At 52.6% G+C, this 14,169-nt stretch carries 12 protein-coding genes and 1 pseudogene; 5 read left to right on the top strand and 8 right to left on the bottom strand.

Annotated features, from left to right (window positions below; genetic code table 11):
- Positions 1-55: 55 nt before the first annotated feature.
- The 4 genes from B0E33_RS18625 to B0E33_RS18610 are packed head-to-tail and all read right to left on the bottom strand — an operon-like array spanning position 56 to position 3,350.
- Positions 56-967, bottom strand: a complete 912-nt coding sequence (locus tag B0E33_RS18625; protein WP_077292025.1) for a transporter substrate-binding domain-containing protein — start codon at positions 965-967, stop codon at positions 56-58.
- Between the two features lie 52 nt (positions 968-1,019).
- Positions 1,020-1,946 carry a dihydrodipicolinate synthase family protein gene (locus tag B0E33_RS18620; protein WP_077292024.1) on the bottom strand — a complete coding sequence of 309 codons (927 nt, stop codon included), beginning with the start codon at positions 1,944-1,946 and terminating at the stop codon, positions 1,020-1,022.
- A complete protein-coding gene (locus B0E33_RS18615; RefSeq protein WP_077292023.1) occupies positions 1,939-2,958 on the bottom strand; it encodes a threonine ammonia-lyase in 1,020 nt (339 codons plus the stop codon). The genes B0E33_RS18620 and B0E33_RS18615 overlap by 8 nt, the downstream gene beginning before the upstream one ends.
- Positions 2,955-3,350 (bottom strand): RidA family protein, encoded by a 396-nt coding sequence (locus tag B0E33_RS18610; RefSeq protein WP_077292022.1) that lies wholly within the window; start codon positions 3,348-3,350, stop codon positions 2,955-2,957. The genes B0E33_RS18615 and B0E33_RS18610 overlap by 4 nt, the downstream gene beginning before the upstream one ends.
- A gap of 115 nt (positions 3,351-3,465) precedes the next feature.
- Between B0E33_RS18610 and B0E33_RS18605 the strand changes: the two genes are divergently transcribed.
- The gene (locus B0E33_RS18605; protein WP_077292021.1) at positions 3,466-4,848 is read left to right on the top strand and encodes an aminotransferase-like domain-containing protein; all 1,383 of its coding nucleotides are present in this window, start codon (positions 3,466-3,468) and stop codon (positions 4,846-4,848) included.
- A gap of 501 nt (positions 4,849-5,349) precedes the next feature.
- Here the strand turns inward: B0E33_RS18605 and B0E33_RS18600 are convergent.
- The gene (locus B0E33_RS18600) at positions 5,350-6,615 is read right to left on the bottom strand and encodes an MFS transporter (protein ID WP_077292020.1); all 1,266 of its coding nucleotides are present in this window, start codon (positions 6,613-6,615) and stop codon (positions 5,350-5,352) included.
- 1,221 nt (positions 6,616-7,836) lie between these two features.
- On the opposite strand from B0E33_RS18600, the pseudogene B0E33_RS18585 reads away from it, so the two are divergent.
- Positions 7,837-8,100: pseudogene (locus tag B0E33_RS18585) on the top strand (IS3 family transposase); the annotation flags it as partial.
- Positions 8,101-8,213: 113 nt separating this feature from the next.
- On the opposite strand, the gene B0E33_RS18580 reads toward B0E33_RS18585, so the two are convergent.
- The 3 genes from B0E33_RS18580 to B0E33_RS18570 form a co-directional block, all read right to left on the bottom strand.
- Positions 8,214-9,227, bottom strand: coding sequence for a C4-dicarboxylate TRAP transporter substrate-binding protein (locus B0E33_RS18580; protein WP_265733574.1), 1,014 nt, complete (start codon positions 9,225-9,227; stop codon positions 8,214-8,216).
- Positions 9,228-9,363: 136 nt separating this feature from the next.
- Positions 9,364-10,674, bottom strand: coding sequence for a TRAP transporter large permease (locus tag B0E33_RS18575; protein WP_077292016.1), 1,311 nt, complete (start codon positions 10,672-10,674; stop codon positions 9,364-9,366).
- Positions 10,671-11,183, bottom strand: coding sequence for a TRAP transporter small permease subunit (locus tag B0E33_RS18570; RefSeq protein WP_077292015.1), 513 nt, complete (start codon positions 11,181-11,183; stop codon positions 10,671-10,673). Before B0E33_RS18570 ends, B0E33_RS18575 begins: the two co-directional genes overlap by 4 nt.
- Before the next feature lie 133 nt (positions 11,184-11,316).
- On the opposite strand from B0E33_RS18570, the gene B0E33_RS18565 reads away from it, so the two are divergent.
- The 3 genes from B0E33_RS18565 to B0E33_RS18555 all read left to right on the top strand — a co-directional run bounded on the left by B0E33_RS18565 (position 11,317) and on the right by B0E33_RS18555 (position 14,048).
- On the top strand, positions 11,317-12,225 hold the full coding sequence (locus B0E33_RS18565; protein WP_077292014.1) for a LysR family transcriptional regulator: 909 nt from the start codon (positions 11,317-11,319) through the stop codon (positions 12,223-12,225).
- A 93-nt stretch (positions 12,226-12,318) separates the two neighbouring features.
- Positions 12,319-13,077 carry an alpha/beta hydrolase gene (locus B0E33_RS18560; RefSeq protein ID WP_167579563.1) on the top strand — a complete coding sequence of 253 codons (759 nt, stop codon included), beginning with the start codon at positions 12,319-12,321 and terminating at the stop codon, positions 13,075-13,077.
- A gap of 101 nt (positions 13,078-13,178) precedes the next feature.
- Positions 13,179-14,048 (top strand): alpha/beta hydrolase, encoded by an 870-nt coding sequence (locus B0E33_RS18555; RefSeq protein ID WP_208997664.1) that lies wholly within the window; start codon positions 13,179-13,181, stop codon positions 14,046-14,048.
- Positions 14,049-14,169 lie beyond the last annotated feature (121 nt).

Genomic DNA, 14,169 nt, shown 5'->3' with positions numbered 1-14,169 from the left:
GCCGCCGGGAGGATTCACGCCCCATGAGAACATGGACGCTCCCGGCGACCGTGGCCTAGTGCTGGTACTCAGCCGGATCAGGTGAGTTTGTAGGATGCGAGAAAGCCCGCTTTAATTCTTCGCTCATTGGAAAGTTGAGATTTATTCCGCGTGGAGGAACCGGCTCTGTGAACCAGCGCTGGTAAATTGCTGCCCCCTCACCTGAGGTAAAGACATCGCTCAGGCTTTTGTTTACAACCGTCGCGAACCGGGGGTCGTCACGTCGGTACATGATGCCATAAGGTTCTACCGATAAACCTATGCTGGAAATCGTGTAGTCGGTCGGTGACTTGGAATTGGCAACCAAACCAGCCAGCAGAACATCGTCCAGGAAGAACGCGGAGGCACGGTCCGTTTGAACCATCAAGAAGCCTTCAGCGAGGTCCTTGGAGGCAAAAACGCCCATGTCCAAATCCCTCTCGGAATTAATCTTCTCAACCTGGCGAATATTGGTAGTGCCAGCTGCTGCGACGACGCTCTTGCCTTTGAGGTCATCGAGTGTGTGAAGCTCGGACGCAGTCTTCGAGACGAAGCGGTTCGCCGCGACAAAGTGGGTAGGACCAAAAGCGACCTGTTTTCCCCGCTCAGCGTTGTTGGTCGTCGAGCCGCATTCCAGGTCAATCGTACCATTCGCCAAAAGGGGGATACGAGTAGCGCCGCTCACCGGTACCAGCTTGATCTGCAATCCCGGAAGTTCGAGTTCTTCTTTGATGGCGCCCACGACTTTGTCGCACAAATCCATCGAATAACCTACGACGTTCTGGTTATCGTCATAGTAAGAAAAAGGTACAGAAGATTCCCGATGCCCTATCGTCACAATTCCGGAATTCTTGATTTTCGCAAGGGTTCCGCTCAACTCTTGTGCAATTGCGCCACTGGGCATCACAAACCCGACTGCCACCACCGCAAAAATAATTGATGTTTTCATCTCTTCCTCCCTGTATTTATCTTCTCTGGAACTCTTCACTTGCTTAACTGATCTAGTTAACTTTCATCTTCTGGCCGGACTTAATCTCTGTTACAGCCTTCATCAGCTGACAGGTCATTGTCTCGTCCAAGGGTTCTAGCGGCGGCACCGTACGAGCCCAGTTGCCGTCATTGAGATCGCTCCCGACGAGCGCCTTGAGGGCTGGCACAAGTGGCAACTGAGTTAGCGCAGTGCGGATCGCGTTCATCTGGTCAACCACACCGGAAATTCGAGCGCCTACTGGGTCGTCATGGACCGCGCGCGCGAGAGCAGCGCTCGCGTTTACCGATGCAGAAATACATCCGGCAAAACCGTCTTGAACGCGCTCAGCAAGCAATGCTTCGTTGCTGGGAAACACCGCAAATCCTGGGAACAACGATGCTAGCTCGGCGGCGTACTTTCGGTTGCCGGAAGAGTCTTTGAGACCGGCCACCACCTCACCAAATCGTTCGCGCAGTAACGCAACAGACTGCCGCTCGAATGTCAGGCCCGTCATCTGGGGGAAGTTGTAGAGATAGATGCTTGCAGATCGCGGTGCGGCACGGTCGATCAAAAAACTGACCCAGTCGGCAATCTCTTTCTGTGTAATGTTCTTGTAATAGAAAGGCGGCAGCACAAGCGCTGCACGATAACCTGATCGGTCTGCGACACGAGTCAGTTCGACTGCATCGTCAAAAGCCGCAGCACCGGTTCCTACCATCATCCGGGCGACCAGATCGCCTCGTTTTGAAACATCCTCCATCAGGCGAACACGCTCTCGCCTGGTAAAGGATACTGCTTCGCCGGTGGTCCCCAGGAGGTTTATGCCGTGACAACCTTGCGCCAGCAAACGTTCGGCCAAATCAATAAGTTGGCCTGCATTGGGCACAAAGTCGGTCGAAACCGGAGTTGGGATGGCAGCGACCACTCCGGTCAAGGGGTGACTACTCAAATCAACCATTCATCTGATCCCTTCTGTTTTGCGTCAAAGACAGCGCACGACGGAACATGTCCGGATCGACGTTGCCGCCCGACACAACGACCGCAGTGGTGCGGTTCCGCAGATCTAACTTGCCGGAGAGAGCCGCAGCGAGGGCCACAGCTCCACCTGGTTCAACGACCAGCCTTAAATGGGTGAATGCGATGAACATCGCTTCAAGCACCTCGTCGTCGTTGACCGTCAGCCCGCCGCTGAGAAGCTGTTGGTTCATCGAGAAGGTCAATTCGCCGAGGCGCGCCAAGAGCGCATCACATATGGAAGCAGCGCCGACGGGATTGTTTTCCCGAATGCCTGAGATCAACGAGCGCCGAGTGTCGTCAAAATCATCGGGCTCGACGCAAAAGACTTCGATTTGCGGATGGAGGTGCTTGAGCGCCAGAGCGGCCCCTGCCGTCAGCCCACCCCCACTGCAACAAATCAATGCGGCGTCCGGGTTCGCGTCCAACTCGGCTGCCTGCTGGCTAATCTCCAGCCCCACGGTTGCTTGGCCCGCGATGATGTCAGCGTCGTCGAATGGCGGAACAAAAACGCGGCCACTGTCGCCTATCAGACGGCGGGCGATTTCATCCCGGTCATCTTTCCACCGGTCATGCAGAACTACTTCGGCACCGTAGAACTGAGTGCCCCGTATCTTGACCTCAGGCGCATCGGACGGCATCAGGACAATCGCATGAACACCGAGCATATGGGCGGCCGCAGCGACCCCTTGAGCATGATTGCCTCCGGAATATGCAAGAATACCCTGCTTACGCTCTTCTTCGTTGAGTTGGGCGATCCTGTTGAAGGCACCCCGGAACTTGAAGGAACCGGTTACCTGAAGCGGTTCGGCTTTGACTAGCAATCGACCGCCGACACGTTTATTGACAAAATCAGATTCAAGAAGCGGTGTCCGGACGGCTCTTCCAGCAATGCGCTGCGCTGCGCTTGTTACATCGGTGAAAGTCGGTTTCCGCTGGCAAAGATTCAGGTTCAACGCCCCACCTCCGCCTGGTTGTTCTGCCGTCCAACGAACGCAATGACATCGATCTCGACAAGAACCCCGTTGAGTTGGCTGCCAACTGTCGTGCGTACAGGTTTGGCGCCGGGAAAATAGCGGGAGTAAACCGCATTGAACTGCGGTGCATCGTCAAGGTTCTTGAGGTGCACGGTGGCCTTAACGACATCATCGAACGAGGCGCCGGTGGCAGACAGGATCGCTCCGAGATTGTCCATCGTTGCCGCGGTTTGTTCTTCGATGGTTTTTCCAATGATCTTTCTATTGGCATCACGCGGCGTTTGCCCCGCAACGAAAAGGAAATCACCGGCGACTACCGCCGTTGAATAGGCCCCACCACGACTAATTCCTTCAGGTTCGATTGCATCCATAAGGAGCTTTCCCTATAATTTAGTTTCGATACAAACTGATTTATGTGCGCATATGAATGCGATACAAAATGACTGTCAAACAATATTACGTACCGATACAAAATAGGGTGCTCTGATGAAAGACACTTGGAAGCCGGATTTGCAGGGCTTATCTGGGCCGGTATACCGGCAAATCGCAGACGCACTGACTGGAGACATTAAGAGCGGCCAGCTAGGAGCAGGAACTTGTCTACCACCACACCGTGCACTTGCCTTTGAGCTTGGCGTGACCGTTGGAACGGTGACGCGTGCGTTCGGAGAAGTTGCTCGCGCTGGATTGATCGAAGCGGACGGGCGGCGCGGTTCAAGGGTGATAGCTGGTTTCCAGAGGCAACCAGAGGAAGATGTAGAAACGTCAATCCTTGATCTCCGAGGGCATCAAACACCATTGCCCGATTTTGGAGACCGCGTGCGCCGGGTGCTCATGGAGACCGCTCTCGACCCCGAGTTTGGGACGACCATTGCCTATGAGGCAGGACCCGGGCGAAACGAACACCGGGAGGCCGGTGCTTTCTGGTTGGGCGAGATGACTAGCAGCGACGTCGATCCCGCTAGGGTTGTAGTATGCAACGGCGCACAGCATGCCCTCTTGTGCGCTCTCTTGGTTACCTGCAGAGCCGGAGAGCGCATTGCGACCGAGCGTTTAACCTATGCCGGGCTCAAATCGGTTGCATCGGCGCTTGGCCTCATCCTAGTACCGGTCGAAATCGACGACGAAGGACTTGTGCCAGAGTCTTTCGACAAGGTTTGCCGACATGAACCAATACGGGTTTTGGTAACGGTTGCAGACCTTCATAACCCCACCACATCCACACAGACTGAGGATCGTCGAAGACAAATCGCAACTGTGGCCAAGCGGCATAGTGTTACGGTAATAGAAGATGTTGCCTATGCAGGATTAACCGAAAAGCCTCTGCCTTCGATAGCTCACATTGCGGGTGGAGAGAGCATGCGCTTCGCTGGCCTTTCCAAGACACTCGGCCCGGGACTGCGTATCGGCTATCTTGAAGCCCCCGCTTCGCAAATCAATGTGCTTGCAGGTGCTTTGCGTGCAACGAGTTGGATGGCGTCCCCGATCCAGGCCGATTTAGCCTCGAGATTGATTCAGTGTGGCGCTGCCGCCGATATTCTTCGCGACAATAGGGAGGAACTGTCCGTGCGCAACGAAGTCGTGACATCCATTCTCTCTGATTTCGATGTCAGGACCTCCGCCACTAGCCCCCATGTCTGGTTGAAGCTTCCCGATCCCTGGACCCGCGAAGGCTTTCAGTCATGGGCACGTCACTCAGACCTGTTGGCATTGACCGCCGAATCCTTTTCCGTCAGCCGCGATTGCCCAGATCACGCTGTACGCTTCAGCATTGGTGCAGCGCCTTCCCGTGACACACTAGCAAAACACATGCGCGCAATCGCTAACGCGCTCCGGAACCCTTACTCCTTGAACGAAACGCCTGCATGATATTCGGGTCCGGGTTGAGCTTCGATTGATGTGGAAAGCCAAAGCAATTCCATACGTGGAGGAAAGATCCGGCGATGTTAGCAAAGTGATCTGCTTTCGCGACAATCCGCTCGTCAGTGCAAAACAGATTGCTGCTACGCGATTTTTCGCGCCATGACACTATCCCGTGAACCTTCTCTTTTTTAGCCAAACCACCAAGTCAAAGGAGGAATACAAGTCCGCAACAGGTCCTTCTTACTGCAAAACGCTCAAGTCAAAGGCAACCAATTTTTTGGAAGGCAGGAGCAAAACAAATGAATTGTCGTAAAACAAGATATTCTAAAGATCGAAACTCCAAAACGTTAGGTCCAAGATACTGCCGCCGATCGAATTCGAAGGGCCGCAAAGCTTCAAAATCTAGAATACTAGGATCTTTGGATCTATCTAGTCATTCCCATTCGGCAGCCATCTTGACTTCGCTCAGGGCATTGGAATTGGTCATCAGATAGCTTCTTCCCAATCCTAGAAGCCTCTTTTCATTAATACATGAACAGAAAGGGACAGTAGTCCACACACTGCAAACCCAATGTAAATCTGCGATACACCCAAAAATGTGAGCCGACCTATGAAGATCGCGACGGGCACTGAAATTGCTGTCGATAAAGCACCAATGAATGCGGCGCCTGCTCCAGCCGAATGTGACAACTCCGACATGGCCATCGCATTCAGGTTGCTAACCAAAAGGCCCACACAAAACAGAACGACACCCATATATGCGACAAAAGCAATGATCGGTAGATTCGAGCTACCCGCTCCAGTTGCCACGAATGCGACCACAGACGTAACAATAATTGCCCCTAACGAAATGGTTGAAAGATTCTCCATACCTAACTTTTGCACCACTAAGCCGTTAACTAAGGAAGCGGCGCCGATCCAAAGAGACAAAATAGCGAATACGATTGGGTAGGTTTTGCCTAGTTGATATTGAAACTCGAAAATTTCTTGAGACAAATTCAGATAAGCAATAAACGGGCCCGAAATTGCACCCAGCGCAACGGCATATCCTGTGGCTTTTCGATTTTTTAGAACGGCAACGTAAGACGATCCGATAGCATTAGGGTTAAAGCGCGTTCGTCTATCTCTCGGGAGAGTCTCAGGAAGTCGAAAGCGAATTAGAAGCAGTAAACTCGCGCCAAGAATACCATAGGCCACAAAAAGAAATTTCCAGCCAAAAATCGACACAATATTTTGCCCGATAAATGGAGCAAATGTCGGTGCAAGAACAAACATAATCATAACAAATGACATCGCTCGAGCCATCGAATTGCCCGAGAAACGATCTCTTAGAACGGCCAAGGTTATCACACGGGGAGCACCCAAACCGATCCCCTGGATGATTTGTCCGATGATGAGCGTTTCGAAATTGGTGGCCATTCCGGAAACAATGCACCCAATCATGAACACCGAAACTCCTATAAAGAGTGCTTTTCGGCGCCCAAGGCTATCTGAAAGAGGACCCAGAGTGATCTGCCCAATTGCCAGACCGAGATAGAGTAAAGAAACGATCAATCCAGCACGTGACGTATCGGAAAGGTCAAATTGAGAAGAAATTTGGTCAAATGCTGGGAGGATCATGTTTATTGCAAGGACTGCGATAGCCATCAGCAAGGCGACGATGCCAAGAAACTCCTTGTTGCTGCCAGCAGTCCTGGGCTCCGCGATCAAAATTCCTTCCCGCGCGATATTAGGCTGCGGCGTCCGTTGAGATAGAACTTCTAGAGTGCTCATTCTTCGATACCTTCGGTCGTTTCGTGCAAGGATTCGACCCTAAAAGCTCAACATAAGTTGAGGTCAAGGAGTATTTCGGCTTTCATTTGGGTGAATTTAATTGCTAACGAAACCTCTCGATGACTGGAGGTTGGCGAGTCGCCGCACCTATCTCGAGACAGGTCCGCTTCAGTAATTTGGTGCATAAGCAAATCATCTAACAGCATTACTTGGCTAGGAAGGTCCAGAATTGATTGTGATCGAGAATTGCTCAGATAACCGAAGTTATTCAACAAAATTAGTATTGATTAGAGTGCTGTTCGCGCTGAGATTTGCCGTGACACCGGAACCAGCTAGGTAGCCCAGTTCAAGTTGTACAAAAAACGCGGCTCTGATGTCGTCGCCAAATGCAATGGCGCTTAGTGCCTGAAAACGTGGAGCTCGAAAAAGGAATTACGATTTGACCCGTCCTCCCAGCACCTGCTTGCGTAACGCCACGCAAACTTGTTACGCATCGGCATGCGCAAACTTATCGAGTTCGACCGGCGTGCGATCCTATCGCGATTGCCCAATATGCAGCGCCGCGTGCCAAGTAGTGATGATCGCCGTATGCTGAACAGTATCCACTGGATTTTGAGATCCGGTGCGTCCTGTAACGACTGCTACTGCCCGCGCACCACCTGTTCCAACCGCTTCGCTAGGTGGTGAAAGGCATGCGATTGGATAGCTGATACCATCATAGCCGCTGACCAACTCGCCTCAATACGGCTGGGTCTACTCGTTTGTTGATCCGCGCCTAGTCGATCTAAACACAAAGGTAAACGTTAGGTTTGGAAACCTTCTCTAACCGTCTGCACTGACTAATTTCTACTTACCTTCCTCGGCCAATCTATCAGAACGAGCATTAGCAGGGCCGCAGCGATCGCCCATGTTCCAAGTGGGCCAACGAACACCCCCCTCTCTCCTGATACCACTGCGGCTAAGGAAGAAATGGCAAGGATTGTAGGCAGCCACATGAAACGGCGAACATTCTTTGGAAAGCCGGCTCGACGATAGATACTGGGAATGCATGCCGCCGCCAGAATGATTGGGGCAAAGACAATAATCTCGTTTATCATTTTCTATGATCCTCTTTTCACCCCGCATGCCCTACAAAAAATCTAATCAAGTTCAATGTCATCTGGATAAACGCGTATGCTACTTTCATTTACATACTACGCTAAGTTCCTTTGTGAATAGGTTTCATTCCTTCGTGCTCACAATCTGGAACACTCGATGAGCCAGCGTGGAAACCGTTATGACAACGCTGTTGCTGAAAGCTTCTTCAATCTGCTCAAACGGGAAAGGGTGCGACGACGAACCTACAACACCCACGAAGACCAGAGGCGGGATGTGTTCGGCCATATTGAGATGTTCTACAACCCAAAACGTAAACACGTCGGAAATGAGATGCTGTCGCCCGTCGAGTTCGAACGACAGCAGAAAATAAAAGCCGAGGGTGTCTAGAAAACACGGGGCTATTCAGTCAGCTGCAACGCGATGAACTACCTGTTGTCATCAGTCTCCATACTCTCAATCACAGACCTTTTGCCCTGTTAGTTCACCGCGTGACATCTAGGTCAGTCCGTTCCGTAGGTAGCCGGATCCAACTTGTCGTAAATTTCAGTTCGCGCCAGTTCAGCGAGGGCATCGACATTTTGACGGTCGATGCCATCCAGAAGCGCGTCCCATCGATCGATGGTTTGCTTGAAATCCGCCAGGATCGCGGCCGGGTTTTCAACGCCGCGCTCTTCGGCAGTTGCTATTAGAGTGGCCTCGTCCTTCTTCACGAATTCAGCCAAAGCGTCCTGCAATGCCTGGTCCGGCTCATAAACGACCATGCCCTTTTCCTTTGCCGCACTTACCGCTTTTTCGACGTCAGCATCGAACTCAATGCGATGCTCTGCAAGGTAGTACGCCATCTGATCAAAAAGCACTTTCCGGTTTTCGGGTGAGATGCTTTTCCAGAAGTCAGCGTTATAAGCCCATTCGAACCCCGCATAGTAGTTTCCGACCGCAAGCGTGTTCATTGAAGTTACGACATCCTTCAAGCTGAAGCTGTCCAGGGCATCGGCGGCAGCAACGGCGCAATCAAGCACCCCCACGTCTAGGCCGGAGTACATTTCGCTGGAAGGTATCGAAACCGGCAATGCGCCAATATGCTCAGCGAAGCGAGACCAGGCGCCCCCCGGCATGCGCAATTTTTTTCCCTGAACATCCGCCAGGGTTTCGACTTTGGTGTTGCATTGCATGTGGTATTCGGATGTCGAATAACCTCCACCAAAGACAATCCCGTTTTTCTTCCATTCAGCAAGTGCGGCTGGATGGGTCAGGCCGAACTCGGTCGACGCAAAGGCCATCACCAATGGGTCGGTATTGTAGAAGGCCATGTTGCCGATGAGATTTGCAACGGGCAGCTCGGCAGGCGTGTAGGTTCCCGCATGATAGGAGACTTGCGCAATCCCGTCCCTCAATCCTCCAAGCGAAGATGCCGGGGGAAGAAGCGATCCGGCGGAAAAGACCTTGAAAGTCACCTCCCCGTTCGTGTCTTCGGCGACATTCTTTGCAAATTCCACATATGGTCCGCGAACCATGGAATGCCGCTCGGCAAAGAAGTGATTTGCGTTGTACTGGGCAGCGCTTGCCACTGTTCCTGTCAAGGACACTGCCAGGGCGGCCATGAGTGTTGATATTTTCATAGTTACTCCTCCACTTGGTTGAAGCTGCTGACTACCGGCTCATCAGAGCGGGCAGGAAGAGGCACAGACCTGGAAGCGCGATGAGTAGTGCAAGCGTCACCACGTCCATTGCGATAAACCAGGCTGTTCCATTGATGATGTCCCGAAGCCTGACCTTGCCACCCAGAGCGCCATGCAAGACGTACAGGTTCAGGCCGACCGGTGGTGTGACCAAGCCGATTTCAAGTAGTTTAATGACGATGATGCCGAACCAGATCATGTTGATGTCGGCTCCTTCCAGGACCGGAAGGAGCACAGGCAGGGTGAGCAGCATCAGACCGATGGAATCGATCACCATTCCAAGGATGATGTAGAGCACCGCTATCATGACTATGATGAGGATCGGATTGTCGGATATCCCGAGCATCGCCGTGGCGAGTGAATCCGGGACACCGGACAAGCCCATGAAGCGCGTGAACATCACGGCCCCGATCGAAAGAAAGAAAATCGACGAGGTCGCAACGACGGTCTGCCGGACCGCTGTTTTGACGGCGGTTACTGTGAGGCGCCGGCTTGCGGCAGCGATAGTGATGGCAAGGAAAGCACCGACTGCTCCGGCTTCCGTCGGAGTGAAAAACCCGAAGAAAATTCCGCCGAGTACACCGACGATCAGCACCGGAAATGGCCAGACAGACAGCAATAGTGATTTCAGCTCACCTGCGCCCAACTCAACTTTAACAGCTGGTGCCAGGTCAGCATTTGCAACGCAGCGAATTGTGATCATGCCTGCGTAAATCAATGCGGAGAGTATGCCAGGGATGACGCCTGCGATAAAAAGCTGACCGATGGATTGTTCCGTGAAAATACCAAACAAAACCATCAGAATTGAGGGTGGTATCAGCGATCCGAGGGTTCCGGATGCAGCGACTACGCCGGTCGCAAGAGTTGGGTGGTAGCCGGCACGAAGCATCTCGGGAACAGCTATCCTGGACATGGCCGCAGTTGTCGCAATGCTGGAACCGGAGGCGGCCGCAAACAAAGCGCATGCACCGACACTGGCGGAAGCGAGGCCACCTGGCACTTTTGCCAGCAAGAGCCGCAGAAGATCGAAAGCTCCAGATGTCAGGCCTGTGTTGGCGGCAACAAAACCCATCAGGAGAAACATTGGGATCGCTGTTAGCGACCAATCCCCAATAAACGTAAAGGGCAAGGCGCTAATGATTCCGAGGGCCGCAACTGTGTTGGTAAGAATCCAAATTCCCCCAAGGGAAACGATCATCAAAGCGATGCCGATCGGCATACGAACGGCAAGAAGTGTGAAAAGGATCGCAACCCCACTCCAACCGATAGACAAGGATGTCATTCTGTGACGCCCTCGTGCTGAACGGCGAGGACTCGGCGACCACGCAATAACATTGCTGCACGCAATAAAGCTGCAATCGATGCCAATCCGAACCCGAGTGGCAAAAGGCATCTGGCAGGCCACACGACGACTTCGCGACTTCCCATGACCACTTCGCCAACGCGAAACGCACGTATCGCGTCGAGCCCGGTCCGCCAGGTCATGAGAGCGAGAACGCAGGCCGTTGCCAGAAAAGTTACAAGAAGAAGCGCTTTTTGAAGTAGCTGGGGGAACTGTCCAAACAGTAGATCAACAGAAATCTGTTCATCGTTGATTTCGACCAGCGCCATTGGCAGCATGACTACGGCAACCATGTAATAGTAAGAGGAAATCTCCATTGTTCCCTGGATCGGCGCGTTAAAAAGGTTTTTGAGCGCTACATCCAAAGTTACATGCATCATCATCAGCAGGAGCACTGCACCGCTGATAAGCGTCAAACCGTTCGCCAGTTTCTTGAACAAACTGTCCATTTCATCTCCCTGTGCCGACACTCTTGCTTGGTGTCTGTGGGAGACAATCTGGCGTTTGACGAAAGCGCACAAATACTGTTGCCTGATCGTGTGATCGCGAAACGTTATCGCCCTATCAGCAGGACTGGATACAATGCTTCAGAAGCCCTCTCGCCTGGGAATCAAACACCTTCGGTATGCACTTGCTGTTGCAGATGCTGGAGGATTTCGGGCAGCTTCGGATCTTCTCAACATCGCCCAACCAGCCATTTCGAAAAGTGTGCAGGATACCGAGCAGGACCTGGGCATAACCATCTTTCAACGGCCGCCGAAACCGTTCGCGGTGACCGAGCCGGGTACCCAGTTTTTGGCTGACGCTCGCCAAGCAGTTGCTCTCTTTGAGCGCACGATCCGAGCGACCAGACGGAATAGTCTGGGCCGCCACGGGCATGTCATTATCGGCTATTCAGCGCTTGCTCCTTCTTCTGAAATCTCCGAAGGCCTTCAGCACTTTTCCAAAGTCTGCCCGGACGTCCAGGTGGAAATGCACGTCATGTCCACAGACGCAATTACGTCCGCCTTGAAATCGGGAACAATTGATCTTGGCTTCGTGCTCTCGCATGCGAGCGTGGCCAAGACAAACCTCGATCAAGCGACACTTTGGAGCTGTGAAATCGGATTTGTCGCTCCGATTGAAACGGACATTCCGGACTTCGAAACAGCGTGCAGCTTCCCGTTTGTCCTCGGTGTTCGAGAAAATTGGCGCTCGTTTCGCAACTTGATCGACGAGGCATGTGAATTGACCGGATTTCACCCCCATGTGGTCGAAGAACCATGGGACGTTCAGGTCATTTTCCAGCGGGTCAGCCAAAAGCGAGGGCTAACGCTCTATCCATCCAGCATCCGTGAGAGTCTGCCGGCCTCTTTGAAACTGGTGACGTTCGACGAATTCTGCCCGCAGCTTGATGTCGCGATGGTTTGGGACAAGGCGGCTAACACGCAGTTGCTCCACAAACTGGTTGCTAGCTTCCGGTCCGATACAAGCATCGACCAAAATCGCTGATCGCAAGTCTCTATCAACCGATAGGGCTTTGATATTTGCCTTCTGTGCGGTGGAGTTTCACTTGCAATGGGGTTTCAAGCTGAAAGGTACCCCATGTTTTCCGATCCCCAAGCAGCACCATTTTTCCTCCCAGGTTCAAATACCGGTGTGCTGCTGCTCCACGGTTTCACCAGCACACCGCAAAGTGTCCGATACGTTGGCGAGAGTCTGCACTCTGCTTCCGGCGCAACTGTCCTGGCTCCGCTGCTAAAGGGGCATGGAAGCTCACCCGAGGATCTTGGTCACACATGTTTTCTGGATTGGCTTGGGTCAGCGGAAGAGGCGTTGGAGGAGCTTGGTAAACACTGCGGAACTATCGTCGCCGCGGGCCTGTCTCTTGGTGGAACACTCGCGTTAAACATGGCGATACGCCATCCGGACAAGGTGCGTGCGGTCACAACGATCAATGGTTCAACCGGTCTGTATTCGGCCGAGCATGCCGCGAAATTTCTGGAGACCGATTCAAGCAGTTATTTTGACGGTATCGGTTCTGATATACGAGACGAAACTGCTCGTGAGATCTGCTACGACCGGATACCGGCAAAAGCGATCAGAGAACGGTATTTCCTCACGCTTTCAACCGGAATGATGCTGCCCCTCCTGAAACAGCCGATCCTGATATTGCAGTCCAGAACCGATCACGTGGTCGATCCGAGAAACGCTGAACGTATTGCAAGGGAATGTGGATCGACAGACATACGCCTTCGGTGGCTTGAAAACTCCTTTCACGTCGCGACACTCGATCACGACAAGGACCTTATCGTAAACGAACTCGCTACCTTACTCAGCAGGTGCAATGGTGTCGCTGGCTGAAAGGGCAATACAAATAAGTGATCATTTGATCGTCAAGTTGAATTGGGCTTTTGCCTCAACGTCTGGCGTTCTTTCCTTCCAAATAAAATTGGGAGGAAAAATTGAAAGCAACTGTTCTTGCCCTTGCGATGAAGTTCGCTCTTGCTGGCGGATGCCTTGCCAGCGAAATATCACATCATACGTTTCCATCAAAAACGCTGGAGCGCGACTACGCGTACAATCTCTATCTTCCTGATGGCTACGAGAGCGGCAAGCTGGACTACCCTGTCCTGTATTTACTGCATGGATCGTTTGAAAACGAAAACCGCTGGCCTGTTCGAGGCCGGATCCAGGGCACGCTTGATCGGCTGATTTCGGAGGGGAAGATCCCTCCTGCTGTGGTCGTAATGCCAGGCTCGTTGAGTTGGTGGGTGGATGGCTACAACGAACCGGCCAAGACAGCCTTTTTCGAGGATCTTATTCCGCACATTGAAACGACCTGGAACGTAATTTCCGAGAGGGATGGCCGGGTCGTGGGCGGCTTGTCCGCAGGCGGATCAGGCGCCATTAATTTTGTGCTTGAGCATCCTGAAACTTTTGCAGCATGCGCGGCTCTTAGCCCAGCGGTTTATGTTCCACTTCCTCCTGAAACCTCAAGCGCAAATCGCCATCCAGCCTACCTGAATCGTGACGGGCGATTTGATCCGGAAAAATGGAAAACGCTCAACTACACTTCGTTTATTGATGGCTACAAAGCCCAGGACTTGGTTGTCCCGATCTACATTAACTCCGGCGACCATGACAAATACGACATTGCCTATCATGGCGCAGTCCTGTTCCAGTCGCTTTGGGAGCATCAACCGAAATACGTTGAGTTTAGGGTCGTTGATGCCGACCATGAATGGGAGCTTTGGGCTGAAACGATTCCGGAGGCGTTGGAATACGTCTTCCGGTATACGTCCCGCCCACAAGGTCGCAAGCCTACAAACTAGGCGAGAACCGCAATCAATTTTTTGAACCTGACATAGCGGAACCGCCAAACCTGGGTCGGCTCTTGCGAGGCCGCAAACAAACACAGCCTGAAGCCGTTTGTGCTCGTGTGAACCGGGAGCG

The organism is Roseibium algicola (assembly GCF_001999245.1).
GTDB lineage: Bacteria > Pseudomonadota > Alphaproteobacteria > Rhizobiales > Stappiaceae > Roseibium > Roseibium algicola.
This window is presented reverse-complemented; position numbering and strand designations above follow the sequence as displayed.